The following is a 25,150-nucleotide window of genomic DNA, read 5'->3' as shown; positions in this document are numbered from 1 at the left end:
AATAAGCTTTCGTATAACAATAAGCTGGTCAGTTAATTAAAAATTCTTTAAATATACGTATTACAGCGGCCGATATTGTGTTGTTTGGCCGCTTTTCTGCCGCCATTTGCGGTGGTAGTTTTCCCGCACATACCGGCTGATATAGGTACTTAAGCCACTACCCTGTTTTGCCAGTTCCTGCATCTTCCTAACATGGTGCAGGCCTGGCTTTTCTTCATCATACAGGTAAACCCACCCCTCGTTAAAAAGTACGGTAATGCTGTGGCCGTCAATTTTGTAAGCCGATACCCCGGCAAGGTGTCCGTCCGTACTGTACTTATGCATTTTTGTCGCTGCCTGCATAAGCAAGTCACCGCAAAATATCTGCCAGCCGGCGCTTAAGCCAGGTATTTTTCTTTTAACAGGTTAAAATGGTGCAATTCATGGCCTGCTATGTGATAAGCCAAAGCACGTACGGTAGCGTCGTTAAAAGTACCTGTGCCGTGTCCCATCCGCATGAGCGAGTTTTCCGGCAGACCGTTGAACATGGCAATGGTCGATCTCCTTATCGCTTCATATTCTTCGAATATATTATCAAGATCACGGCTATCCGCTTCGGATAAAGCGGCGTAGCTGTCCTGGTCAAAACCTATCAGGTTATTTTGTTCACCGCGGGCGAAACGGAGTGCGCGGTAAGCAAATATCCGTTCGTCGTCCACAATATGCACCAGTGTCTCCTTAATGCTCCATTTCCCGGGGGCGTAACGATGATAATGCTTCTCTTCAGGCAGCGAACAGATCAATTCCTTCATCATCAAAAAATTATCCCAGAGATGCCTGAGTATAAGCCCGTCGGTCGGCAGCAGTTTCATATATATATAATGGCATAGGGCGGATACTCGCCCGGTTGCGGCGGCGGAATTATTCTCATCTCAAATCAGTGTAATCACAAAAATATAATCGGTGTAATCACAATACAATCGGTGCAATCCCAATCCTACACGTTCCCCCACCCATGCGCCAGCACATCGGCCAGGTGCATGGTTTTTATGGGCAGGTTGTTTTTATCGATATATCCCTGCAAATGCATCAGGCAGCTGGTATCGGTCGAGATAATATAATCGGCCCCGGCGGCCATTGCATTGTCGACCTTTTGCTGGGCCATTGCTGTTGATATGCCCTCAAATTTTACGGCAAAAGTACCGCCGAAACCGCAACAAGTTTCACCGTCCACAAGGTCCACTAACTCCAACCCAAGCACCTTGCTCAGTAAATGGCGGGGCTCCGCTTTGATATGGCATTCGCGGAGGCCGCTGCAACTGTCGTGGTAAACGGCGCGGCCATCCAGTTCGGCGCCGAAGTAATCGAATTGCAGGATATTCACCAAAAAATCCGATAGCTCATAAATATTGCCTTGCACCGCACGGCATTTATTATGCAAAGTCGTATTAGTGAAAAGGTCATTATAATAATTCTTCACCATGCCGGTGCACGATGCTGAGGGCGTAATGATGACGCTCTCCTCCGAAAAACCTTTCAAAAATTTATTCCCTACCTCCTTCGCCTCGTCCCAAAAACCGGCATTAAACGCCGGCTGACCGCAGCAGGTTTGCTCGGCATTGTAAGTGACCGTGCAGCCCGCTTTCTCCAAAACCTTTACCGTGTTCCACGCCGTATCGGGGTGCAGCTGGTCCATAAAGCAGGGTATAAATAATTCTATTTTCATCAGGCCGCTAATTTGAGAATTTTTTTCAAGTAGTCCTATTTCTAAAGTCCAAAGTGTTGAGCCGAAAGTTAGGTGTTCCGTTCTTTACGGAGTGTAACACTTTAAAGCCAGCCTGCCGGCAGGCAGGAACGGAACAAAACAACCTCAATTAATGACCTGCTTCATTCTGCCAAATGATATTCGTCACTAATGTATGGGGCGTACAACGTATTTTAGATAAATTTTTGAGTACAACATGTGGTGGCAGTATGCTTTGGTTTTTATCGGCGCTTTTTTGTTTGATGTGGTGCCTTTTCCTTTTCCCCCGGCTTTCACCATCATGGTGCTTTTACAGGTTGTTTTCGGGCTGGATATATGGCCGGTTATCGTCATCGGGGTTATCGGTTCCGTTTTCGGGCGGTATGTGCTTACCCTGTATATCCCCTACCTTGCCGAAAGAATATTCAAAAGATCGAAGAACGAGGATGTGCAATTCCTGGGCGAAAAAATGAAGCAACAGGGCTGGAAGGGGCAGTTGGCGATACTGGCTTATACCCTGCTGCCGCTGCCTACTACCCCGATATTTTTGGCAAGCGGCATGTCGCGTGTAAACGCTGTGTATATCATGCCCATGTTTTTAGCGGGCAAATTTACCAGCGATGCCATTACGGTGCACTTAGGCAAGTACGTAACCGACAATGCCGAAAGTATCATACAAAATTCGGTTTCGTGGCAGTCGGTTTTGAGTTTTGTTATTGGTACGATGTTTCTTTCGGCCGTATTATTTATCGACTGGCGCTCGCTTATCCAGAAGAAAAAATTCCTGCTCAATTTCAGGATATGGAAACGAAGCAGTCCACAACAACCACCGGCAGTTAATGACTTTTAGAACTTTCCTTATACCGTTACCACCAGGCTTTTAGCTGTATGTCTTAAGCTTATTCTCCCAATAACTTCTTCTTTTGGGCATCGTACTCCTTTTGGGTGATGGCGCCATTGTCGAGCAGCTTTTTAAGTTTGGTAAGCTCATCCGCTACGCTGAACTGCGGCGATGCGTTGTTGGATCTGTTATCGTTGCAGGGTGTAACCTCGCACGATGCAATGGCCTCTTCTATCCAGATATCGCAGGTAGGCAGGCCGCCGGTGCGGATGGTGAAAACCACTTTCTCCTGGCCGCTGGTAAATTGTTTGGCGTTCTTGATCTTCTTGATGACATATCCCCCGCCCGACATGTCCTTGCGGGCGCTTATGCCGCCACTGCGCCGCGGGTCGGGCGGACCGGGCAGCAACTGGTTGATGAGCACATATTTAAAACTACCGTCCTGCATTGAGCCAAGTCCTACGCGCACGGTATCGCCTGGATGATAGGTTTTCCCGTTGGAGGCCTTGTATTCTTTTAAAGTTTGCGAAAACGCCGCGATAGGCGCTATAAACAACAGTGCCAGGATAATACGTTTCATGATGGTATTGTTTTAGGTATAAAGGTTTAATATTAAAAGACGCAGTTGTACCGAAAATGTTTGATAGCATGCAGCCTGAATTACTTGTTTTCGACGCCGGCCCTGCGTGTCAGCTTAAGCAGCGACAACAATAATATGAGCCCGACTATGAAATAAACGCATAACACCAGCGCCGAATTGCGCATGCTGCCGGTAAGATCGTCTATCAATCCAAAGCTGAACATGCCGCCCACAATGGCCAGCTTTTCGGCGACGTCATAAAAGCTGAAGAACGAGGCCGAATCGGGTATATCCTGTGGTATCAATTTCGAGTAGGTGGAGCGCGACAACGATTGTATGCCCCCCATCACCAGCCCTACTACACCCGCCAGTATAAAAAATTCAATATTGGTTGTCGTAAAATAGGCCCCGATGCAAACTAATATCCAAATGGCAACCACCCACGCAAGCACCTTGATATTACCATGTTTATCCGACAATCTCGACATCAGCGTGGCACCGCCTATCGCTACTATCTGGATGATGAGGATGGTAGTGATGAGCTGCGTTTTATCCATCCCCAGTTCCTTTGCTGCAAAGCTGGCGGCTACCAGCATAATGGTTTGTACGCCCATGGAGTAAAAGAAAAATGCCGGCAGATAACGTTTCAGGATGGGCATATTTTTAACCTGTCGCCATACTTTGCCCAGTTCGATAAAGCCGCCGCGCAGGATATCGTGGGTATGTGTTTTTGCATTCGGGCTGCCTTTGGGCAATATGATAAATGGGATAAAAGCAAAACCGATCCACCAGATGCCAACCAGCAGGAACGATAGTTTCGAGGCGGAGCCCTGTGTCATACCGAAAGGTGTTACCAGCACGAAAAAGAAGCAGATCAGCTGCAAAATAACGCTGCCGATATAGCCGTAAGTAAAGCCTTTGGCGCTTACCTTGTCCTGCATATCCAGCGAGGCTATCTCGGGCAGGTACGAATTATAAAAAACAAAGCCGCCGCTATACCCTATCGCCGCCAGTCCGAAAAAGATCATGCTTTGTTCAAGCGTATCGATATTGAAAAAATACAGCATCCCGCAGGATATAGCGCCCATCCAGGTAAAAAACTGCATGAATATTTTCTTGTTCCCGCGGTAATCGGCAATGGAAGTAAGGATGGGCAACAATAAAGCTACCACCATGTAAGCTGCGGCAAGCACATAGTCCTGCAGGGCAGTATTCACAAACTTATGCCCGAAAAAGGTCACCATCCCTCCTATCTTTTTTGGATCGGTAATGGCCACATAATAGGCAGGAAAGATGGTGGAAGTGATGACCAGGTTATATGCTGAATTGGCCCAATCGAAAAAGGCCCAGGCACGTATGGTGCGTTTATTGTTTTTAGGTTGCATGGCAGGTTAAAAGTAGAGAAAAATTATTTTAATGATCAAAGGGATGCTAAACTTGTTTCAGCATCTCTCTATCTTTGGGAACAATAGAATACTTTAAAACTTATGAAACACGGACTCCTGATTGACATGGACGGTGTTATCTACAGCGGCGAAACGCTGATAGAAGGCGCTGATAAATTTATAAAACGCCTGCTCGACGATAATATACCCTTTACCTTTATGACCAACAACAGCCAGCGTACGCGTTTGGAGACGGTTCGTAAACTGAAACGGCTGGGTATCGAGGTAACCGAAGATCACGTATACACCAGCGCTATGGCCACAGGTAAATTCCTGGGCGACCAAAGCCCCAGTGGTACCACGGCCTATGTTTTGGGCGAAGGTGGTCTGCTGACAAGTCTGCACGAGAACGGCGTTACTTTGGTTGACTCCGATCCCGAGTTTGTGGTATTGGGCGAAGGCCGGAATTTTACTTTGGAAATGGTACAGCGTGCCGTTGATATGATATTGGGCGGCGCCAAATTCATCACCACCAACCGCGACCCATCACCAAAAAAACCGGGCTGGAACAACCTGGGTATTGCCGCTACCACCGCAATGATAGAAGAAGCTACCGGCCGCAAAGCTTTTGTAACCGGCAAGCCAAGCCCGGTAATGATGCGCTCGGCACGGAAGTACCTCGGGCTTGAAACTGCGGAAACCACGGTTATTGGCGATACTATGGAAACCGATATACAGGGTGGTGTTCAGATGGGTTATAAAACCATTCTTGTATTGTCGGGCATAGCTATTAAGGAAAATTTAAGCCATTATGCTTTCAAGCCTGATGTAGTTGTAGGCTCGGTAGATAAGATACGTTTTCCGCTTAAATGGTGGTGATTAAAGTCAAAAGTCTTAAGTCACAAGTCTTTTTTCGACTCTTGACTTAAGACTTGAGGTTCAAGACTTATTTCAAATGCGCCCTTAACATCCAGGCCATTTTTTCGTGTTCTTCCATCAGGCCGGTAATAAAATCACTCGTGCCCAGGTCGTTGTATTCGTTGGCGAAGGGATTGATATTACCCCTGATAAATTCGATAATGCTTTCGTGGTCGGCCAGCAGTTCGCGGATAAAGCCCAGGCTATCGTTGTTGCGTTCGGTGAGCTCGGCTAAGTGAGTCAGCTGTAAAAAGCCCTTGAGCGTAGCAGGTGCATAGTGCCCCAACTGCCGTATGCGTTCGGCAACGCTATCCATCGTTTCATCAAGCTGTTCATACTGGGATTCGAAAAAGAGATGCATCGAATGGAAATCGGGCCCCTCTACGTTCCAGTGTGCGTTACGCGTTTTGGTGTATAATAAAAATTCGTCTGCCAGCAGTTTTGCAAGCTGTTCTGATACGGCCTGCCTGTTTGCATCTGTAATGCCGATATTTGGTTTCATGGTTGTAATGTTTTTAAAGTGAATGCAGATGGTGTTTTTACCGGTACAAATATAAGACGATTGTTTACATAGCCGATTTTTTGCTGTCATAATCAGGTTAAAAAGATATACGTATTTTTGTTAAGGAATGAACAAGCCATTGAAGTTATCGTGTAACAAAAACCACATTGTTAAATGCCTCCTGGCAATCATTATGGTTTTGAGTTTGTTCAACTTTGGCGGCATTTCTGCAGCTCAAGAGAGGCCACAAATTTATCACACTGCGCTACAGGCAAATTCGGGTTACAAGGTTAAAAAGAGTGTTACTTACCATTGCCCTTTTTGTCAGCCTCGTGCAAACACCTTTTTTAGCGGTTTATCCCTGGTTAACGATCTGAGCTGCCTGCATAGCAACCTGGCAAAAATTCAACTAATAGAACACAGCGTTCCATACATCGTTGTAAAACCGCTTTCATATTTCTACCGCACCATCACGCCTGGCATCACCGGCGACGACCCCGCTATCCAGGTGTAATTTCTCATCATTTTATTAATTCAAATTAACACAGGATTATCATGTGCTGCCTATCTATTTGCAGCCGGTCTATTTTAAGATAAACATGAAGAAAATTAAAAGGATGCTCAAGCTTTGCAGCCTCGCACTGTTTATGGTGCTTGCTGTAGCAGGCATCGGTATATTGGGCGTTGCCCCTACCTTAACTAAAGACAGGAAACTGTTTCCGGATATCGAGCTCAATATCGAAAAAAGCGAAAGCGGGGACAGACACGAGTCGCAGGACGAGTTATTTAAAACCTGACAACCAGCTTAATGCTATTAAACCTCCAGCGCATCGGGGGACTTATGCTTTGGGTGATCTGCCCACGACAATGATCTGGCAGGGTTTTGAGTAAACTAACTGTGCCTGCTCCGAACTCAGTTTGAGGTTGAAAACACAAAAGGCCGTCTTTGCAGACAGCCTTTTCGTTTCGGTGCGGAAGAAGGGACTCGAACCCCCACGCCTCGCGGCGCCAGATCCTAAGTCTGGTGCGGCTACCAATTACGCCACTTCCGCAGTTAGGATTTTTAAGAGTCGGCAAAGATAGTATTTAAATTGATTTCACCGATTATTTTTTGTGATTACTCCGATTGAAGACTGTTAAGCAGTTCTTTAAAGTATTCCGGTGCATGCAAAAGCCTGCTCCCATACCACGAAAATAACTCACCATCCACCAGTTTTACCTTGGCGTTCGGTAGAAGGGATTCGAACTCCCGAATATGTTTGTCCCTGAACGGGTACGGTTCTGACGACAGCAATACCACATCTGGCTTTGCTGTTATCAATTGTTCATTGGATATTTCGGGATACCTGTCACCGTTAAAAGCATTCACCAGACCGCACTTTTGCAGCATATCTTCGATAAATGTTCCCTTACCGGCAACCATATATGGTTTGCGCCATATCAGGTAAGCGGTACGCAGGTCAGATTGTTGAATTGTTACGTTAAATTGTTGTTCAATCCTGCTTAACAAAGTTCCGGCTTCCGCATCTTTTCCAACAAGCTCCCCCACCTTCCGGATCATATCCAGTGCCCCGTCGAGGTCGCTTATATCGCTCATCCATACAGGGAAAAGTTCCATCAATTCCTCAATTTGAGCCTGTTCGTTCTCTTCTTTGTTTCCGATTATAAGGCCGGGATTTAGTTCTTTTATTAAGCTGATATTAAGCTGTTTGGTGCCTCCTACCTTTACTTTTTGTTCAACTTTAGCGGCGGGTTGTATGCAGAATTTAGTAATGCCGATAATTTCCTTGTCCAGCCCAAGGTCGAACAATAATTCCGTTTGGGAAGGTACGATGGAGATGATCTTTCTTGGCGTGGAGGATAGCTCCACTGCCCTATTCATCTGATCATAAAAGACAGGCATTAACTTTCCGCTAACTGTTATAGATCTGGTAAACTCCTTCTACTGTTTTGTGCCCGACCGATCCAACTAATATGGTGGCTATCTTCTTTTCTATCATCAGGTTCTCAGCCTGGCTGATATATTCTTCCGGGTCGACGATAACCGGGTGTGTTGTCATCATATCATGAATATGCAATTGCGAAGTATCCGGGTTATGCAGTAAAGCCCTGCGCAGGTCGCCGTCCGTTACAACACCTTCTACCAGTTCGGCGCGACCTACAATCACCAGCCCCAGTTTGCCCTCCGACATGCGCAGCAATAGTTCGGTAAATGAGGCATTCTTATCAATAAATGGCAGGTTATCGCGCCGCATCAGGTCTTTTACTTTAACAAGCAGCTTGCGCCCGAGACTGCCCCCCGGATGAAAACGGGCAAAGTCCTCGTGCTGAAATTGGCGGGTTTCCATCAGGGCCATCGCCAGTGCATCACCCATTACCAAAGTGGCTGTGGTAGACGATGTCGGCGCCAGTTCAAGCGGGCAGGCCTCACGCGTAATGCATACATTCAGGTGATGATCGCTGTTTTTGGCTATGGTTGAATTTGGGTTGCCTGTTATGCTGATGATCCGGTTATTGTTCCATTTCAGGAAGGGAATGATCTTGAGCACCTCATCAGTTTCGCCTGAGTAGGATATCAATATCACCATATCATTCGGCTCCACCATGCCCAGGTCCCCGTGAAAAGCCTCTCCTGGATGCAGGAAAAAGCTTGGCGTACCGGTGCTTGCCAATGTAGCCGCTATCTTTCTGCCTATCAGCCCCGATTTACCCACGCCTGCCACGATCAGTTTTCCTTTCGACTCCAGTATGGCCTCAACCGCCCTGGTGAAATCGTCATTCAGCGACGCGGCCACATACTTTAGCGACTCGATCTCGATATTAAATACTTTCCTGGCTATTTCTTTCATTTAGGTTTTACCTCGTACGTCTAAGATAACAAAGGTTTGATTGCCTCTTCCAATTGATGCAATTTTACCATATTCGGCCCGTCGCTCAGCGCGTTATCCGGGTCGGGATGGGTTTCCATAAAGTAACCGTCGGCTCCAAAGGCTTTTGCGGCAAGGGCCATCATCGGCACGAAAGTACGGTCGCCCCCGGTTTTCCCCCCTGCTCCCCCGGGCCGCTGTACCGAATGCGTGCAATCCATACACACCGGGTGACCAAATTTTTTCAAATCGTAAATATTCCTGAAGTCCACTACAAGATTATTATAACCGTACATATTGCCGCGCTCTGTCAGTATAACCTGCTCGTTGCCTGCTTCTATTACTTTCTGAGCGGGGTAAAACATATCCTGCCCCGAAAGAAACTGCGCTTTTTTAACGTTCACTATCTTCCCTGTTTTTGCTGCGGCCACCAGCAGATCGGTCTGCCGGCACAAAAAGGCCGGTATTTGTAAAATATCAACAACTTCGGCAGCTACAGCAGCCTGCCCGGGCTCGTGTATATCCGTGGTAACCGGCAGATCAAAACGCTCTTTAACATTTTGCAGCATCTCCATACCCTTCTCCAAGCCCGGCCCGCGGTACGAATGTATTGAAGTGCGGTTAGCCTTATCAAATGACGATTTAAAAATCACCGTAACGGGATATTTCTGCCCTATTTCGGCTACTTTTTCGGCGACCGTATAAAGCAGGTCCTGGTTTTCCATAACGCAGGGCCCTAATATAAAGAACGGCTTTTGCCGTATCTGTTCGAATAAATTCATGTGCAAAGATGGTAATTTTTGTTGTACGTTAAAGTTGTTAGGTTATACGTTACATCATCGATACAAAAACGTAAAACGTCTAACCTAAAACAGCTAACTTTGTATCATGATCAACTACTTCGAATTCTATAATATTCCCGAATCTTTTCACCCTGATGTCGCTTCACTCAAAAATAAATTTTATGAACTTAGCAAGCAATATCACCCCGACTTCTACGCCAACGAAGCTGATGAGAAGCAGCAGGAAATACTCGAGCTTTCAACCATAAACAATAAAGCCTGGCAAACACTGTCCGATCCGGCCAAACGCCTGGAGTATATCCTGCGCCAGCACGAATTACTGGTTGACGGCGCCAAGCCTCAGCTGCCTTCTGATTTCCTGATGGAAATGATGGACGTTAACGAACGCCTGATGGAGGTAGATGATGCTGAACAGTTAGCTGCTATTAATAATGAAGTGATGGCAGTTGATGATGATATTAACACCCAACTGCATAAACTAACCTCTGATTATCACACCCTTGATGACACAGCCAAAGAAAGCCGCCTGAACGAAATACTGGATATTTACTATCGCCAAAAATATTTGTTGCGGATTAAAGAGAGTTTAAATACATTTGCAGCCCGATTCTGAATGAACGAACTAATCCACCGTTCATCAACCCAATGCCCAGATGGCGGAATCGGTAGACGCGTTGGTCTCAAACACCAATGGCTGCAAGGCCGTGCCGGTTCGACCCCGGCTCTGGGTACCGAAAAAGCTTCAGATCTTCTGAAGCTTTTTTACTTTAGCCTTATGGCATCTGTTTATATTTCATATTCTGAGAAACTCAACACAGGTCTCAAACACTTATGGTAGCAAGGCTGTGCTGATTCGTCCCGATAGTTATAGGGACCGGCCGTGGGTACTTAAAACCGTTTTAGAATATTTCTAAAGTTGTTTTATTTCTACATAAACAATAAATAGCTGTGCCAAATTTATTGTTTTGTAACCATCAACGAGTACGCGAACAATGACGGTAGCGGGCAAAATACAGGATAAAGAAAAAATTGGACATACCGACCGATCAGGATATTAATATCTGGATGACCAAGCTCTAATAACCGGTAACGGTTAAAAGCATCCGGCTTTACGGTGGCTTTGTTGTTCTAAAAATGCACGCTCAAATTTAATCCATCATCGAAACCGGAAAAGTCGTTACGAAGCTCGCGCGATGTAATTTGTAACGTATCCCCCAACCGCCTTACTTCAAGGTAATGAAAAGCCGGCTTATAGCTTTCAGCAAGGTCATGCATGTGATCGTTGTTACTGTTGAGGGGCTGGTGCAGTCCGCCACCACCCCCAATTACCAAAAAATCTTTGCCATCAACTTTAAAGCGTTCAAAATTATGTGAATGGCCCGAAAGAAATAACACACACTTTTTGGATCTTACGAAAGGCGGCACAAAATTCTCCTGCACAGGAACGGAAGGCTTTACGATACGGCTGTTAGTGTAGGGCGAATGATGGCATCCGACGATAACAAACCGGATGGCAGGGTCGTCGTCCAGTGCTTTGAGTTTATTTTGGTACCAGGTATTTTGATTATCGGCCTCTTCTCTCGTCATTGTGGCAAAATTGGAATTGAGTAGTATTACCGCAACTGAATCTACAACTTCGGTATAGCCGGCGGGGTTGTACATCGGGAACCTTGTCTGGAAATTCTTCGTTCCTTTTTTGGTGTTGAACATCACCTCATGGTTGCCGAGCGTGGCATACACGGGTATTGAATCGTGCGTAGTCTGCCGGATATAACCGTCGATGTTTTTCCAGGCTTTATTGCTTTTACCAAGGGAAACCACATCGCCCAGTATAAAAAAAGCTGAGGGATGCAGTTGATCGACATCCCCGAAAACAAGTTTGGTGGCCTCCGGGTTATGGTCGGCCTTCAGGAAGAGCTTCTCAACCCACATCGGTTCCTGGGTATCGCTGGCGAAGGCTATTACCGTCTTTCTTTCCTGGGCCAACGCTAAGAATGGCAAAAAGAATGCGAACAATAGTAAAGAATAACGAAGGACGCGCATAACAACATAACGCGTTTAATGCAACTTTGGTCTGCCGGCTGATTTTGTCGTATTGTAATGGTAGTTTGCTACCGGGAAAACTCCCCGAAATGCCAAAGCACTCCCGAAGGATCGTGCACAAAACATTCACGGCCCCAGTCGTAGCTTTTGACCGGGGTTAACCGCACACCTTTGTATTTCGATGGCAGGTCCAACGTCGTCAATTCGTTCCAAAAGCGATCGACATCGTCAACTTCCATAAATACCATCAGGTTATCTATCCAATCTTTCACGTAACCGTCCTGCAGGTAAAAGCCGAGCCCGCCGCTTGTGAATAACGACATGTTTGGAAATAAAACTTTTTCTTCAAACCCCAGGTCGCGGTAAAAACTACGGGATATCTCAAAGTTTTTTGCCCCGATAAAGGGCCGGATCGATTTAGCTTTATGTTCCATTTTTTAAATTTATAAAAAAACAGGGATAACGAAGTAATCACCTTGCCTGGCTATTCATATTACCGCTTTTTACCAGCATAACCCTTACGAAAACGGGTTTTAAACTGTTGTTTACTTTAACTGGCAGATCGTAAATCACTTAACATAAATATAATATTAGATTTATATTTATGTAACTTACATTTGACATCAAACTCCGTTATGAAAAAAGAAAAATCTCAGGCACAGGGAAAAGGTGCCAAAAAACAGATAAAAGAATCCATCCAAAAGCGCCTCGAAAATTTTTTAACAACAATTACAGCCGAACTGGGTGATAAGACGCATATTGACATTGAAAAGGAATCAAAAAAACTGGCCAAAAAGCTGGTTAAGGGTTTCGCGGTGAAAGAAACTCCTAAACCTGCCGCACCTGCTGCCGCGCCCGTTAAGGAAACTATTGTTAAACCGGTAGCTAAGGCACCTGTAGTTACGAAGGAGGCCAAAGCACCAAAGCCGGCATCTGCAACTAATAAAACTGCCGCTAAGGCGACTGTTACAAAACCAGCCCCTGCAAAAGCCGGAACCGCACCAAAAACTACGGCAAAACCCGCGGCTCCCAAGGCTGTTAAAAATGGTGCCGTAAAAACGGTGAAGAAATAGATCGGCTACAATACCTTACAGAACCGCAGTGTATTGCCGTCGCTGTCGGTTACATAAAACTCCCGTGTGCCCCATGTTTGGTTAAGCGGACCCTGGTGCACGGGGGATTCTTTTTTGCGCGAGGTATCAAGGCCCCTGCTGATATATTTTTGGAACAGGTCATCCACATCATCCACCCAAATATTTACCACCGAGCCAAACAGGCTATCGCTTTCATAGGTGGTCAGTTGTAGTTCCGAGCCGCCTTTTACCAGGTCGGCGCCTCCCCATTGATACGCGTCTTCTTCTGCATACGGCAATTCAAAATCCAGCACTTTGGTGTAAAATGCTATGGCTTGTCTAAGGTCGCGGACCTTGAATACGGGGACTATTCTTATGCTCATTTTAGTTATACGGGCACCGCGTGCCATCCTTCAAAAGGCTTCACTGTCGCACAGTTTGGTCCGCCATCCTTTCCCATGCCCGGCACGCGTGTTTCCAGTATCAATTTATTGTCAGGCTGCAATTTTTCAATAACACTAACTGGTATATCCCTTAAAGGGATTTTTAGTCGCCGTCCCCATTCCGATTCCGGGTTACCGGCATAAGTGCCTATATCGATGTATATAAACCTTTCGCCTTTACTACCTTGTACAAAAGGCCCGGCAAAATCGATGTTACCGTCCTTATCATTTTTTATTTTTACGGATAATACAAATAACAGGTCTCCGTTGCCAGATACCTGTTTTTGCACAGTTTTATACTTATTTCCCGAGCCTGATTGCAGGCCAAAATCAACATCCGCCGGCGGGCTGATCAGTATAATACGCAAATGCAGGTCATCATTCATAAGCGTAAATTTAAGGATAGCTGCGGTATTTAAAAAGGCTGGCCAATCCTGCCTCATCCGCCCCCCGCGAATGTCGCAAACAGCCTATACACCGGGCCGGATACGCCATGTATCTTTGATGCTATAAAACATCAGTTAAAACTTAAAAGAAAACATTATGCAACAGATCACCCCTTTCCTTTGGTTTGAGAACCAGGCCGAGGAAGCCATGAATTTTTATCTTTCCGTATTTAAAGATTCAAAAGTTACCCGAATAAACCGCTATGGCGAAGCAGGCCCCGGCACGCCCGGCGATGTCATGTACGTCGAATTTGAATTGAATGGGGTCGGTTTTGCGGCGCTTAACGGCGGCCCCTTATTTAAATTTTCTCCTGCCACGTCTTTTTTTATTCGTTGCGAAACCCAGGAGGAAGTGGATCATTACTGGGAAAAGCTGGGCGACGGCGGTAAAACCAATCAATGCGGCTGGCTCGATGATAAATTTGGCGTTACCTGGCAGGTGGTACCTAATGTTATGGGCCAATATCTCAACGATCCGGATCCTGAAAAAGTAAGCGCGGTAATGAAAGCTATGATGCAAATGACTAAATTCGACATAGCAAAATTGCATGAAGCCTATGAGCAGGCATAACGAGATAACTCCAAAAACTATCGACGAATATATAGCCATGCAGCCCGAAGCTTTCCGGCCCGCGCTGCATGAGCTTCGTTCCATCATCAGGAGCCTGGCCCCGCAGGCTATCGAATCTATCAGCTACCAGGTGCCATGCTTTAAACATCATTATATGCTGGTTGGTATCGGCGTTAATAGAAATTTCTCCAGCTTATATACCATGAGCCCGCCGCTGGTGAAGAAAATGAAGGACGACCTGAAGGGAGTAAAACTTTCCGGCGCAACTATTCATTTTTCGCCGGGCGTACCGCTGCCGGTTGCGCTTATAGAAAAAATTGTGAGAGCAAGGATACAGGAGAACGAGGTAAAGGCCATGTCAAAAAAATAGCCGCTTATGCGGCTATTTGCATTATAAAATGGAACGCCGCTTATTGGCGACTTTCCGTTCGTTATCGCGGTTCGAGGTTTGGTCGGCCCGCTGCCCACCACCGTTGCTTATACCTCTTGATTTCGTGGCTTCTGCACGATCTGAAAAAGCTCGGTCTGACGTCGGCTTACCTTGCACGCCGGCGCTCCTCTTTTCGTTTTGTTGCATTCTCTTTCGCGTTTATGATTAAATCCTGTATATTAAAACATCCTGCGGCGGAGTTGTTTTATAAAAAAATTATTACCGGTTGATGAAAGCTGATCCTCAGTCCTGCACAATTAAACTGAAGCGGTGCGCTTATTTAAGCCTCGTGATTTCAATGACCCTTCCCTTTTCTTTTAGCGCACGGGCGCAGCGGTATGTCAATTCATATAAGCTGTATCCCAAGGATTCCTCCTTTCGTTATCTGCAGCCTGATATTCCTAAGAAACATTTTGGCCGTGCCGCTACCGAATTGGTGCTGGCCGAGGTAGTTCCCTGGACAATAGACCGTTATATACGGAAGGCTGACTATGCCAAAATATCTTTCAAAACGGTGGGTCATAATTTGAATCTCAACAATTGGGCCTGGGATAACGACGAATTTCAAACCAACCAATTTGGCCATCCTTATCATGGCAATTATTTTTTCAATACATTTCGGACAAATGGATACAGCTTCTGGCAGTCGGCCCCTGCTGCCTTTGTAGGGAGTTATATATGGGAAACAGCCGCAGAGAACCAGGCGCCTGCTCCAAACGACTTTATTAATACCAGTTTCGGGGGAATAATCCTGGGCGAAATGACTTACCGCCTATCCAACAAAATTGTCAATAACCGTTCGCGCGGGCTTAAGCGCCAGGCAAGCGAAGTGCTGGCGTTGCTGGTTAATCCCGTTAATGGTATCAACCGACTGCTCGACGGAAAATGGGGAAAAATTTATGGCAATTCTACCGATCATGATTCTTCGCGCCTTCAGGTAGAATTTGACGCCGGTTTACGGAATTTTAGCGTAAACAACAAAAGCCCTTTTAAGAATGGGCGTTTTGGCTGGTACGGGCGCATCAAATTATTATATGGCGATGCCAACCAAAATTTTAAGGTGCCCTTTACCAATATCACCATACTAACCGAATTTGGACAGGATGACAGCACCAAACTGAATATAGTAAGCGTTTATGGATCGCTAACAGGTTGGAAGATATACGGCAAAAACAACACACACCTCGCCATCCTTTCAGCCAATTACGATTATTACCATAATGCAGCTTTTTTCTTTGGGGCCCAAAGCGTTAAAATGAACCTATATTCCCAGGTTAACTTACCAGGCAAGTTCGTCCTCAATACATCGTTCGGCCTCGGGCCAGTGCTACTCGCGGCCGTGCCCGACCCTCATCTTTATAACGGTCGTAATTACGACTATGGCCCGGGTTTTGCCATTAATGCCGGCGGCAGGGTTAGTTTCGATTCGAAAGTCTCGCTCGGCGTCAATTATCGCGGCGGCTGGATGAAAACATTGAATGGTAATAAGTCCGATTATTTCCTGCATGCTATCTCCAATGAATTTATTTACGCCCTGCTGAATGGATTTTCACTTTCTGCCGAGGCCGGCTATTTCAATTTGCACGGCAATTATGCTGATTTCGACGATACGGATAAAAAATATCCCTATGTTCGCCTGTCGGTAAGGTTTATTACGGGCTACAATAAAAGCATCATTAAACAATAATGAAGATATTTCAACAGGAGATCGGTCTGCGCGAACGTAAGAGGGGCTTCCATTTAATAACCAATGAGATAATAAATGCTTTACCCCAGATAAGTGGCATTCGCACAGGTATGTGCCAGGTTTTTATTCAGCATACATCAGCATCGCTTTGCATTAACGAAAATGCGGATCCCACCGTAAGACAGGATTTTGAAATGTATTTTAATAAGGTTGTGCCCGAAAACGATCCGGGTTACCTGCACGATGACGAGGGCCCCGACGATATGCCCGCGCACCTGAAAGCTGCCTTGTTGGGTAGCTCAGTAAGTATTCCTATCCGCAATGGCCGGTTGTATCTTGGTACATGGCAGGGCATTTATCTCTGCGAACACCGCAACTACGGCCACCGGCGCAATATCGTAATAACTGCCTGGGGCGAATAAATCTATACTATGAACCAAAACGTTGATCCTTCACCGGCGGTGCTGTTCACCCCTATTTCCCCATTGTGCCGCTTTACTATCTCCGACGAAATGTACAGCCCAAGGCCTATCCCCGTAAAATATTTCGAGGAATTATCCACACGATAAAAACGATCAAAAATATGCTCGATCTTATTCGTCGGGATGCCGATCCCACGGTCTATCACTTCTACCTTTACACTGCCGTCCCGCAGTTTGGCAACAGAAATTGTAACCGGTTTACTTTCATCTGAGTACTTAAAAGCGTTAGTTAATAAATTACTTACAACCTGTTCAAGCCTGTTCCGGTCAGCATGTATCATCACTACTTCGTCGCCTTCTATAGTTACCTCATGCCTGTCGTCCGCGCCGCATTGTTCAACCGCTTCACTGATCATTTCCATCAAATCGAATTCAGTTTTTACCAGTTCAAGTTTTCCACCCTGAATCCTGGTTACATCCATCAGGTCGTGAATGATCTCTGTTAGTTTGTTCACCTGTTTTACCGCTTTGCTGACAAAGGGCGCAGCTTCCTGCATGTTTCCGTCTTTTTCAGCTATACGCTCGATAATTTGCAGCGAAGCCTTAACACTGGTGATCGGAGTTTTTAATTCGTGGCTGGCAATACTCATAAATTCGTCCTTCCGGGCCATCAGTTCTTCCGCTGCGTGTTGCATCACCAGCCGTGTTTCAGCCTCCTGTTCAGCCTTTTTTCGTTCGGTTATCTCAGCCTCTACATCGCTTAATGTCCGCAGATTATACACCATCGGCATTATTTTATATAAAGCATAAACTGTAAAAATGGAAACAATTCCGGTCAGCATCCTGACTAATGCACTCAACCGATAAGCCGGCCACCAGAATATGATTGCGTCCAGCAAATGCGTGGTGCCGCACAACAAAATAAAAGCAATGAACAAAAAGAAGATGGTATGGAACGGGATATCTTTCCTTTTTTTCACCATTCTGTAAAGCAGGAAAGGAATTGCAAAATATGCCGCCCATATTGATAGGTCCGACAGGATATACAGCCACCCATGAAAATCGGTCCAGCTGCCGCAATGCCATCTCGGCGGCCAGTCGACTGTACTGAACATTTTAACAAAGAACTCTTTCACTTGTGCAAAAAAGCTGAGATTTGGCTGACCACTTATAGTTGCGTGCTTGTTGCACATGGAATCGCAAACAGCACTGCTTTGAAGCAATGCCCTGTGTGTAGTGTCTGTCATAGTGGATGTTTCGTTAGGGCGATATAAAAATAGTGATTATGCACCTTATTATGTACACATAGCTATTTTAGATCATCTTTCAGGAAAAAGGCTATCGTCTTACTTTATGTCCCCAGGCGGCATAATAAAGTATAAAGAGGTAAATGGGAAGCAGGATAACGTAAGCCGTGCGTGCTGTAAAGACGTCGATAAGATGTCCATAGAGCAAAGGAATCACCGCACCTCCGGCAATACCCATAACTAACAGCGACGCACCCGTCTTGGTGAATTTTCCAAGGCCGTTTAAAGCCAGGGGCCAAAGTGCAGGCCACATCAGCGCATTAGCGAGACCAAGCAGTGCGATACAAAAGACAGAGACGTATCCTTCAGTGACGACAGCCAGAACACTGAAAATAAATCCCAATATTGCCGAAACCACCAGGGCTGCATTCTGACTGATATATTTAGGGATGCAGAAAATGCCGACAAAATAACCAACAATCATGCATATCATGGTGCAGGTAGCAAAAAATTTGGCTGTCGATAGCAGGATATGCTGTGAAGACCCGTAACCGATGATGGAATCAGCAGACAGTACTTCGGCTCCCACATAAAGGAAAAGGGCCAATACTCCCAAAAGCAAATGCGGGAACTGAAAAATACTGGTTTTATTGGTATTGGCTAAAGCCGTGCTTTCGTCCTCTTTTTCGGTGTTGATCTCGGGTAAAGTTGAAAAGTAGATCAATACAGCCAGTACGATCAGCGCCGCCATAATGCAGATATAGGGCACAATAACCCGCGATGCCAATTCGTTCAATAGCGGAATTTTAGCAGCCGGGCTAAGTGTCGCCAGCGTGATTTTTAGCTGATCGACATTTTTTAAGGCAACGGAGCCCAGTGCAATGGGCGCTATGGCACCGGCAAATTTATTGCAAATGCCCATAATGCTGATTCGCCGGGCAGCGCTTTCAACAGGCCCCAGTACTACCACGTATGGGTTTGAAGCAGTTTGTAATATCGAAAGTCCGGCCCCTTGCACAAAAAGCCCGGCGAGAAAAAACACGTAAGTGCGCGTTAATGCGGCAGGGATAAATATTACCGCGCCTACCGACATGATAAGCAGGCCAATGGCCATCCCCTTTTTAAACCCGAACACTTTCAGCACCCAGGCAGATGGCGCCGCCATTACTAAGTAAGCAATATAAAATGCTGACGCCACCAGGTACGATTCCAGGTTGTTCAACTGGCAGGCGATCTTTAGGTAAGGTACCAGCACCGAATTGAGCCAGGTAACAAAGCCAAATATGAAAAACAGGGCGCCTATAATTGCTATCGGGCTAAGAATAGCCGACTTTTGAGTTTTATCGGCAACCGGGGACAATTCTTGCATAGGGCTCAGTTAATAGTTTATCAATAATAACGAATAATCTGATCAAATACCAACGGATTCACCTCAGCGCCAACGCCACCATATACCAGGATGCGTGCGGCAGCCACTGCTCGGCCCAGCGCCAGTCATTATCCTTGCCGGTTTGAGAATAGGGTAAATTGAGATCGATATCGTCTTCATCGTTCAACCCCGAAGTAATACCATTGACAATGCCGCCCGGTGCATTGGTATACTCAAACGTCCCGAAAAAACCATATTCCGGGTTATTGTGCCCCACGCCCTCCAGCATACATGCATCAAACGGGTTAAGCCCTAATATCCAGTTCAGTTGGTCGATCGCGAAACTTTCCAGCTTATTATGGAAGGCTTTATCATCTGCAAACAATGGCGCCGCCATCCTTGCCGCTGCCGCCATTGAACCTAAACGGGCATTCTCGCCCTGCCACCACGGTGAAGCGTCACTGCCATGCGGAAAAAAGAAAGCGCTTTTCCGTTTGCCTAAGGTGTCCTGTGTCAATTGGCGGCTATAACCGAAAGGATTATTCACTTCTGACGTTATAGCCAGTTCAAAGTCAAGTGATCTTTTAACTGAACTTTTGATACGTTCCTTTGTGCTCCCGGAAGCATAAGGATAATATTCGAGCAAACTTACAACCGGCAGCCCGGCGTCTGACGGATGAAAGAATGGCCTGTCCTTATCGTCTGCGCGCCAGTAGTCCCTGTAATTTTTCCACGAAGTAAATCTGCCCATCAGGCTGTTCGCCCTTTTTTCAGCAGCAATTTTATACTTTTCATTTTGTGTGGCCCTGTACAATTCAGTCGCAGCCATCAGTGCACAGTAATCATCCAGGATATTTTCCTTGCCATCGTTGGTCATGGCGATGTTGTTTCGCTCTAAAAAATCAAATGCATTTTCAGCCGCCTTCAGGTAGTATGCATTGCTGTAATCGCCCGAAACTTTGTATGTTGAAGCGAGTGCCAAAGCGGCAATGGCCACTCCTCCGCCCGAACGGTAACTGCATTGATAGCTGCGCCAGTTGGTATCCAATGAACGGCTTTTAAACGAATCATCGTTTTTCGATACCTTGATGCGGTAACTTTTACCTTCGGGTCCAATAGCTCTGTCCTGCGGCAATTTGCCCGGACTGGGTGCACCGACTGAGCGGTAGAATGCGCCGCCCTTGGCCTGCATCCTGCAAAGGTAATCAGCGCCATACATCGCTTCGTCCAGTAACCGCCTGTCGAATTGGCGAAAATCGGTACCGGGCCTTTTGCTAAACAGTTCGTATGTTTTGAACAGGCTCCAGGCTGTGAGTGATATTTGTTGCGGGTTGAAATAAGAAGAAAAAGTGAGGTGTGAAAGGTGTTTTCCATAATCACCTGTGGCGTCGTACCAACCGCCATGGGCGTCGACAGTATCCGGGCGGCCCTGTAAATGAGAATGACGGTCGGCCTTATCTAATAGACCCGAGCTTCTCTGACCTTTGAAGTAATAGATCACATCCGATAAAGTAGCCTGCTCCAATACATTTTTACCAATAACGAATGGGTACGAGTAAATATATCCTTTAGGTGTCTGTACCTGTAATTTATAATCGCCTTTTGTTTTAAAAGCGCTGAAGTCCATGGTCCAGAATTGCCAGTTCTTCCATTTATTGACGGCCCCGGCTGCTACCGGCTGTCCGTTGAATACTTGTTTGCCGGTTTTTGCACCGATCAGCGAGAATGACGCAAAAGCCAGCTTTTCATCAGAAACAATAATAGCCTTTTTCGCCAGGTCAGATTCATAGCCAACATGATTGGTTACGATCCTGACGGATTGTGCCAATAAAAGCACCGGAAAAAATAAAAGAAAAAGTAACAGCCTTGTTTTCATAATGATTCAAATAAAGAGCCCCTGCAGGGATATTGCAAGGGCTTAAATTACTTATTTTTTTATTCCAATAAAACGCTTCCGCTTTCGGGGCTGGCTATACGAGGGTCCCTTTTTTCAATTCCTTCACCGCATGATCTACAGCACGGGCTGTTAGTGCCATATAGGTTAGTGATGGATTTTGGCAGGCCGTCGATACCATACAGGCTCCGTCGGTAACAAACACATTCTTAGCGTCCCAAACCTGGTTCCATTCGTTCAGTACTGATGTTTTCGGATCGCGACCCATACGCGCGGTACCCATTTCATGTATACCCCTTCCAAGCACACCTTCCATGGTACGGGTTTTTACATCCTTCACCCCTGCTGCCTCCAGCATTTCTTTGGCGTCGTTCATCATATCAATTCGCATCTTCAATTCATTGTCACGGATGATCGCGTCGATAGCCAACACGGGTAGTCCCCATTTATCTTTTGTATTCTTGTCGAGGGTTGCTTTATTTTCATGATATGGCAGTGTTTCGCCAAATCCACCGATGTTCATCGACCAGTGGCCGGGCTCGCTTAACGAATCTTTAAAATCAGCTCCGATGGCAAGTTCAGGGATATCCCTGCTCCACGATTGGCGCGAAGCGCGTCCCTGGTAGCCAAACCCACGTATATAATCACGTTTCTCACCGTTCAGATTGCGGTAGCGTGGAATGTAAATACCATTGGCCCTCCGGCCAAAATAGTACTTATCCTCATATCCTTCAACAACACCGCTTGCACCTACACCCAGGTGGTGGTCCATCAGGTTATGGCCCAGTTCGCCGCTGCTGCTACCCAAACCATCGGGCCAAACATCAGTTGCCGAGTTCATCAGCACCCAGGCGCTGTTTAAGGTCGATGCGTTCAGGAAGATCACTTTCGCATAAAACTCGTAGGTTTTGTTCGTTTCAGCATCCAGCACCTCGACGCCTTTGGCTTTTTTTGTATCCTTATCGTAAAGTATTTTAGTTACTATCGACCATGGTCTTACCTTCAAATTACCCGTCGCCATAGCAGCGGGCAACGTAGACGATTGTGTACTAAAATATGCGCCGAAAGGGCAACCCAACCAGCATTTGTTGCGGTACTGGCAATTGGTACGACCGGGAAGCGGCTTGGTAATATTGGCCGTACGGCCTATAACCATGTGCCTTGATCCTTTATAATATTGGTTCATCCTTGCTGCAACATCCTTTTCCACGCAATTCATTTCCATCGGCGGCATAAAATTACCATCAGGGAGGATGTCGAGCCCATCGCGGTTACCTGATATGCCGGCAAAACCTTCAACATAGCTATACCAGGGTTCCAGGTCTTTATACCTGATGGGCCAATCAACTGCTATACCATCTTTCAGATTAGCTTCAAAATCCACATCGGCCCAGCGATAGCTTTGCCTGCCCCACATCAACGACCTTCCACCCACATGATATCCGCGGAACCAGTCAAATCGTTTGATCTCCACATAAGGGCTTTCTTTTTCATTCACCCAGTAATCAAGGTTGGTTTCGTTCAGCGGGTAATCGCGTTTAAGTACCGGATAGTCTTTCTCCATTTGCACCGTCCGCCCGCCCCTGTGCGGGAACTCCCACGGACCTTTGTTGGCATTTACGTAATCTTTAATGTGCACTATATCCCTACCCCGTTCCAGCATAATGGTCTTGAGGCCCTTCTCTGTAAGTTCCTTCGCTGCCCAACCGCCGGAGATCCCCGAGCCGATCACGATGGCATCATAAGTATTGGTATCTGACATTTTGTTTTATAATTGGTTTGATAGACTAATGTAGAAAAAAATATTGTTCAACCGGTTATCATTGCGTCATTGTTACACAATAATTAATGCAAACGCACGTCCGCGGCGGTGCTTGTGTTTCTTTTGCAGGCAGATCAGGCAAGTGCCTTAGCAGCAAACTCCCTGCACTTTATCACCTCCTTAACCGCGTCCGAATCTTTTGGTATGTCGTACTCCAGTTCAATTGTAGCCGGGAACTTATATTTGTTCTTTTGCATCAACTTGACCACTTCGGCAATCGGGGTATCACCCTGCCCCCAGGGAGCATTTGGACCATCATGGTATTTACGGTCTTTCAGGTGCATGCTCATGATACGATCGTGGTTTTTGAGTATGAAATCAACCGGGCTGCTGCTGGTGCCGGCCGTATAGTGACCAATATCCAGGTTAATAGCGTTATATTTCGACTGACTAAGGGCGGTATCCCATAATGTCGGCGTTGCCTGTGTGTGTGCGTGATAGCCCACATAAATTTTGTGTTTTTCGGCAAATTCTCCCAGGCGTTTGGTTTGCGCGTCATCGGTCGGTAATTCAACCGTAACATGGGTAACACCCAAAGCCTTCCCCGCATTAAAAGCATAGTCTATTTCGGCATCCGTATTTTTAGCGCCAAGTGCATTGGGTTTCCATGCATAGATCGTTACACCGGCATCATTATACATTTTGCGTAATTCTTTAAATTTATCCATCGAAACACTTGCCCGCCAGTCGGCAACCTTTTTAAAATATCCCGCCATATCTTCACCACTTTCACGTTTAGGCATACCGGCGAACGCCTCCGCAGGCTGTCCCATTAACTCAATAGCGTTGATATTACATTGCAATATGTATTGCAGCAGTTGCTCGGCACTGCCGGGCATGCTCCTGAACGAGTAGGTTATTACACCTATTTGTACACCATTGATCTTTGAATTTGGTTTTGCCTGGAACAGCGAGGCAGCAAAAGTCGATTTTGAAGCAAATGCCACGCCTGCGGCAGCCAAAGCGGTGCTGCCGATGAAACGGCGCCGCGAAATATTATGATCCTTCATAATTTGGTAAATGGTTGGTTTAATGAACTAATTTACCAAGTTACTTTTTGATTTCTACAAATCGCAATAGCAATTGTAAAAAAAGTGTTAGGTTGGTTTAGTGATTAGTTAATCCGTGATTAGAGATCAGGAAAAACTCTTTTGATCTGGCTGCCGACTACAAACTATTCACCAGTTAACTAATCTCTAATCACCAATCTCTATTTCGCTGCCCATATCAAAGCATTCAATATCAGCTTAGCTTCCATAGGACTGTCGAAGGTATGGGATAATGTGGCGTTGGTATGCCCATCGTAATCCATATCGTTATGCCCCATGTTGAAATAAACCATTTTGTAATTCTTATTGGTCCATACAACGGGGTAGTATCCGCTGTGCCATATTTCCGACTGTTTGGGCCCGTTACCTAAAGGGAAACTGCTGGAATCGATAGAGAAAAGTATTTTAATGTCCGGGTTTTTTGCCAGGTCCCTTTCCCATCGGTACCATTCGTTAGGCGATGTTTTGAAAGTCTCCGGCATATCCGCTGTTACCGGGTGGCTTTTTCCCCCTTCATTTCTCAGGATAGCGGATGTGGGGTGCCAGGTATTGCTTACATATTGACCTGAACCTAAAAATTCATTATGGTACCAGTCCCAATCAGCATTATACTCTGAAGGGGTCAACGCAAATGCCGCAAAATGGAACCCTAACCAGCCACCGCCATTTTTCATATACGTTTCAAATGCCTTACGTTGTGCGGGGTCTTCGGGGCGCGAATCTAAAAACAGGATAACCTGGTATTTGGATAAAAATTCTGCATTGAGTTTTGTCCAGTCTTTCGTGCTGTCATAGGTGAAGTTATATTTCTTGGCCATTTCGGGAAAAAACTTATTGGCGTCGTGCACAAAACTGACGTGTGCCAGGTCGTGATATTCGTGATAGAACGCGATGACGTGAAAGGTTTTATATTTCGCGCTTTGTGCGAAAGTGTTTGAAAAACAATATAAAAAGCCACATGACACGATAATACGCAATGTGGTGTGTCTGGTTTTGGTCATGATATCAGGTTTTTGGGTTTATATCCGGCTTGAT

The 25,150-nt window shown here is 46.0% G+C and carries 29 protein-coding genes and 2 tRNA genes; 11 read left to right on the top strand and 20 right to left on the bottom strand.

Going from position 1 to position 25,150, the window contains the following annotated elements; genetic code table 11:
* Nucleotides 1-60: 60 nt before the first annotated feature.
* The 3 genes from FRZ54_RS17250 to FRZ54_RS17240 form a co-directional block, all read right to left on the bottom strand.
* Entirely contained in the window at nt 61-342 is a 282-nt protein-coding gene (locus FRZ54_RS17250) for a hypothetical protein (protein ID WP_187359653.1), read from the bottom strand.
* Between the two features lie 35 nt (nt 343-377).
* Entirely contained in the window at nt 378-851 is a 474-nt protein-coding gene (locus tag FRZ54_RS17245; RefSeq protein WP_228462523.1) for a DinB family protein, read from the bottom strand.
* Between the two features lie 125 nt (nt 852-976).
* On the bottom strand, nt 977-1,705 hold the full coding sequence (locus FRZ54_RS17240; protein WP_147032888.1) for a (Fe-S)-binding protein: 729 nt from the start codon (nt 1,703-1,705) through the stop codon (nt 977-979).
* 235 nt (nt 1,706-1,940) lie between these two features.
* On the opposite strand from FRZ54_RS17240, the gene FRZ54_RS17235 reads away from it, so the two are divergent.
* Nucleotides 1,941-2,573, top strand: a complete 633-nt coding sequence (locus FRZ54_RS17235; RefSeq protein ID WP_147032886.1) for a hypothetical protein — start codon at nt 1,941-1,943, stop codon at nt 2,571-2,573.
* Nucleotides 2,574-2,622: 49 nt separating this feature from the next.
* Here the strand turns inward: FRZ54_RS17235 and FRZ54_RS17230 are convergent, their stop codons facing one another.
* Both FRZ54_RS17230 and FRZ54_RS17225 read right to left on the bottom strand, forming a co-directional pair.
* Nucleotides 2,623-3,144, bottom strand: coding sequence for an SHOCT domain-containing protein (locus FRZ54_RS17230; protein ID WP_147032884.1), 522 nt, complete (start codon nt 3,142-3,144; stop codon nt 2,623-2,625).
* An 80-nt stretch (nt 3,145-3,224) separates the two neighbouring features.
* On the bottom strand, nt 3,225-4,529 hold the full coding sequence (locus FRZ54_RS17225) for an MFS transporter (RefSeq protein WP_147032882.1): 1,305 nt from the start codon (nt 4,527-4,529) through the stop codon (nt 3,225-3,227).
* 102 nt (nt 4,530-4,631) lie between these two features.
* Between FRZ54_RS17225 and FRZ54_RS17220 the strand changes: the two genes are divergently transcribed.
* Entirely contained in the window at nt 4,632-5,408 is a 777-nt protein-coding gene (locus FRZ54_RS17220; protein ID WP_147032880.1) for an HAD-IIA family hydrolase, read from the top strand.
* A gap of 67 nt (nt 5,409-5,475) precedes the next feature.
* Here the strand turns inward: FRZ54_RS17220 and FRZ54_RS17215 are convergent, their stop codons facing one another.
* Nucleotides 5,476-5,949, bottom strand: coding sequence for a Dps family protein (locus tag FRZ54_RS17215; RefSeq protein WP_147032879.1), 474 nt, complete (start codon nt 5,947-5,949; stop codon nt 5,476-5,478).
* 127 nt (nt 5,950-6,076) lie between these two features.
* On the opposite strand from FRZ54_RS17215, the gene FRZ54_RS17210 reads away from it, so the two are divergent.
* Together FRZ54_RS17210 and FRZ54_RS17205 are read left to right on the top strand one after the other, a co-directional pair.
* Nucleotides 6,077-6,463, top strand: coding sequence for a hypothetical protein (locus FRZ54_RS17210; protein WP_147032877.1), 387 nt, complete (start codon nt 6,077-6,079; stop codon nt 6,461-6,463).
* 85 nt (nt 6,464-6,548) lie between these two features.
* A complete protein-coding gene (locus tag FRZ54_RS17205; protein WP_147032875.1) occupies nt 6,549-6,746 on the top strand; it encodes a hypothetical protein in 198 nt (65 codons plus the stop codon).
* Between the two features lie 173 nt (nt 6,747-6,919).
* Here FRZ54_RS17205 and FRZ54_RS17200 read toward each other — a convergent pair.
* From FRZ54_RS17200 to kdsA, 4 genes are all read right to left on the bottom strand, one after another.
* Nucleotides 6,920-7,001: transfer RNA gene (locus tag FRZ54_RS17200), tRNA-Leu, on the bottom strand.
* A gap of 65 nt (nt 7,002-7,066) precedes the next feature.
* On the bottom strand, nt 7,067-7,831 hold the full coding sequence (locus tag FRZ54_RS17195; protein ID WP_228462522.1) for an ABC transporter substrate-binding protein: 765 nt from the start codon (nt 7,829-7,831) through the stop codon (nt 7,067-7,069).
* Nucleotides 7,832-7,862: 31 nt separating this feature from the next.
* Entirely contained in the window at nt 7,863-8,798 is a 936-nt protein-coding gene (locus FRZ54_RS17190) for a KpsF/GutQ family sugar-phosphate isomerase (RefSeq protein ID WP_147032871.1), read from the bottom strand.
* Between the two features lie 20 nt (nt 8,799-8,818).
* Entirely contained in the window at nt 8,819-9,598 is a 780-nt protein-coding gene (gene kdsA, locus FRZ54_RS17185) for a 3-deoxy-8-phosphooctulonate synthase (RefSeq protein WP_147032869.1), read from the bottom strand.
* 106 nt (nt 9,599-9,704) lie between these two features.
* On the opposite strand from kdsA, the gene hscB reads away from it, so the two are divergent.
* Both hscB and FRZ54_RS17175 read left to right on the top strand, forming a co-directional pair.
* Nucleotides 9,705-10,232, top strand: a complete 528-nt coding sequence (gene hscB, locus FRZ54_RS17180) for a Fe-S protein assembly co-chaperone HscB (RefSeq protein WP_147032867.1) — start codon at nt 9,705-9,707, stop codon at nt 10,230-10,232.
* Nucleotides 10,233-10,266: 34 nt separating this feature from the next.
* Nucleotides 10,267-10,350 (top strand) — tRNA-Leu (locus tag FRZ54_RS17175).
* A 397-nt stretch (nt 10,351-10,747) separates the two neighbouring features.
* Here FRZ54_RS17175 and FRZ54_RS17170 read toward each other — a convergent pair.
* A complete protein-coding gene (locus FRZ54_RS17170; protein ID WP_147032866.1) occupies nt 10,748-11,662 on the bottom strand; it encodes a metallophosphoesterase family protein in 915 nt (304 codons plus the stop codon).
* 68 nt (nt 11,663-11,730) lie between these two features.
* On the bottom strand, nt 11,731-12,096 hold the full coding sequence (locus tag FRZ54_RS17165; RefSeq protein ID WP_147032864.1) for a VOC family protein: 366 nt from the start codon (nt 12,094-12,096) through the stop codon (nt 11,731-11,733).
* A 201-nt stretch (nt 12,097-12,297) separates the two neighbouring features.
* Here FRZ54_RS17165 and FRZ54_RS17160 point away from each other — a divergent pair, with 201 nt between their 5' ends.
* Nucleotides 12,298-12,735: a hypothetical protein gene (locus tag FRZ54_RS17160; RefSeq protein WP_147032862.1), complete on the top strand. Its 438-nt coding sequence runs from the start codon at nt 12,298-12,300 to the stop codon at nt 12,733-12,735.
* A 5-nt stretch (nt 12,736-12,740) separates the two neighbouring features.
* Here FRZ54_RS17160 and FRZ54_RS17155 read toward each other — a convergent pair whose 3' ends face one another.
* Entirely contained in the window at nt 12,741-13,118 is a 378-nt protein-coding gene (locus tag FRZ54_RS17155; RefSeq protein WP_187359652.1) for a bleomycin resistance protein, read from the bottom strand.
* A gap of 5 nt (nt 13,119-13,123) precedes the next feature.
* Nucleotides 13,124-13,564, bottom strand: coding sequence for a DUF5990 family protein (locus FRZ54_RS17150; RefSeq protein WP_147032859.1), 441 nt, complete (start codon nt 13,562-13,564; stop codon nt 13,124-13,126).
* Between the two features lie 157 nt (nt 13,565-13,721).
* Here FRZ54_RS17150 and FRZ54_RS17145 point away from each other — a divergent pair, with 157 nt between their 5' ends.
* From FRZ54_RS17145 to FRZ54_RS17125, 4 genes are all read left to right on the top strand, one after another.
* On the top strand, nt 13,722-14,195 hold the full coding sequence (locus FRZ54_RS17145) for a VOC family protein (protein ID WP_147032857.1): 474 nt from the start codon (nt 13,722-13,724) through the stop codon (nt 14,193-14,195).
* Entirely contained in the window at nt 14,182-14,565 is a 384-nt protein-coding gene (locus FRZ54_RS17140) for an iron chaperone (protein ID WP_187359651.1), read from the top strand. Before FRZ54_RS17145 ends, FRZ54_RS17140 begins: the two co-directional genes overlap by 14 nt.
* A 358-nt stretch (nt 14,566-14,923) precedes the next feature.
* Nucleotides 14,924-16,312: a DUF3943 domain-containing protein gene (locus tag FRZ54_RS17130; protein WP_187359650.1), complete on the top strand. Its 1,389-nt coding sequence runs from the start codon at nt 14,924-14,926 to the stop codon at nt 16,310-16,312.
* Entirely contained in the window at nt 16,312-16,734 is a 423-nt protein-coding gene (locus tag FRZ54_RS17125; protein WP_147032849.1) for a secondary thiamine-phosphate synthase enzyme YjbQ, read from the top strand. Before FRZ54_RS17130 ends, FRZ54_RS17125 begins: the two co-directional genes overlap by 1 nt.
* Before the next feature lie 2 nt (nt 16,735-16,736).
* Here the strand turns inward: FRZ54_RS17125 and FRZ54_RS17120 are convergent, their stop codons facing one another.
* From FRZ54_RS17120 to FRZ54_RS17095, 6 genes are all read right to left on the bottom strand, one after another.
* Complete coding sequence (locus FRZ54_RS17120) at nt 16,737-17,981, bottom strand: sensor histidine kinase (protein WP_147032847.1); 1,245 nt, start codon at nt 17,979-17,981, stop codon at nt 16,737-16,739.
* Nucleotides 17,982-18,072: 91 nt separating this feature from the next.
* Complete coding sequence (locus FRZ54_RS17115) at nt 18,073-19,350, bottom strand: sugar MFS transporter (protein ID WP_147032845.1); 1,278 nt, start codon at nt 19,348-19,350, stop codon at nt 18,073-18,075.
* Nucleotides 19,351-19,408: 58 nt separating this feature from the next.
* Nucleotides 19,409-21,226 (bottom strand): glycoside hydrolase family 9 protein, encoded by a 1,818-nt coding sequence (locus FRZ54_RS17110; protein WP_147032843.1) that lies wholly within the window; start codon nt 21,224-21,226, stop codon nt 19,409-19,411.
* Between the two features lie 94 nt (nt 21,227-21,320).
* On the bottom strand, nt 21,321-23,006 hold the full coding sequence (locus tag FRZ54_RS17105; protein WP_147032841.1) for a GMC oxidoreductase: 1,686 nt from the start codon (nt 23,004-23,006) through the stop codon (nt 21,321-21,323).
* A gap of 134 nt (nt 23,007-23,140) precedes the next feature.
* Complete coding sequence (locus FRZ54_RS17100; protein ID WP_147032839.1) at nt 23,141-24,076, bottom strand: sugar phosphate isomerase/epimerase family protein; 936 nt, start codon at nt 24,074-24,076, stop codon at nt 23,141-23,143.
* Nucleotides 24,077-24,276: 200 nt separating this feature from the next.
* Entirely contained in the window at nt 24,277-25,116 is an 840-nt protein-coding gene (locus tag FRZ54_RS17095) for a ThuA domain-containing protein (protein ID WP_147032836.1), read from the bottom strand.
* Nucleotides 25,117-25,150 lie beyond the last annotated feature (34 nt).

Origin of the sequence: Mucilaginibacter ginsenosidivorans, from assembly GCF_007971025.1 — a bacterium.
Taxonomy (GTDB): domain Bacteria; phylum Bacteroidota; class Bacteroidia; order Sphingobacteriales; family Sphingobacteriaceae; genus Mucilaginibacter; species Mucilaginibacter ginsenosidivorans.
This window is presented reverse-complemented; position numbering and strand designations above follow the sequence as displayed.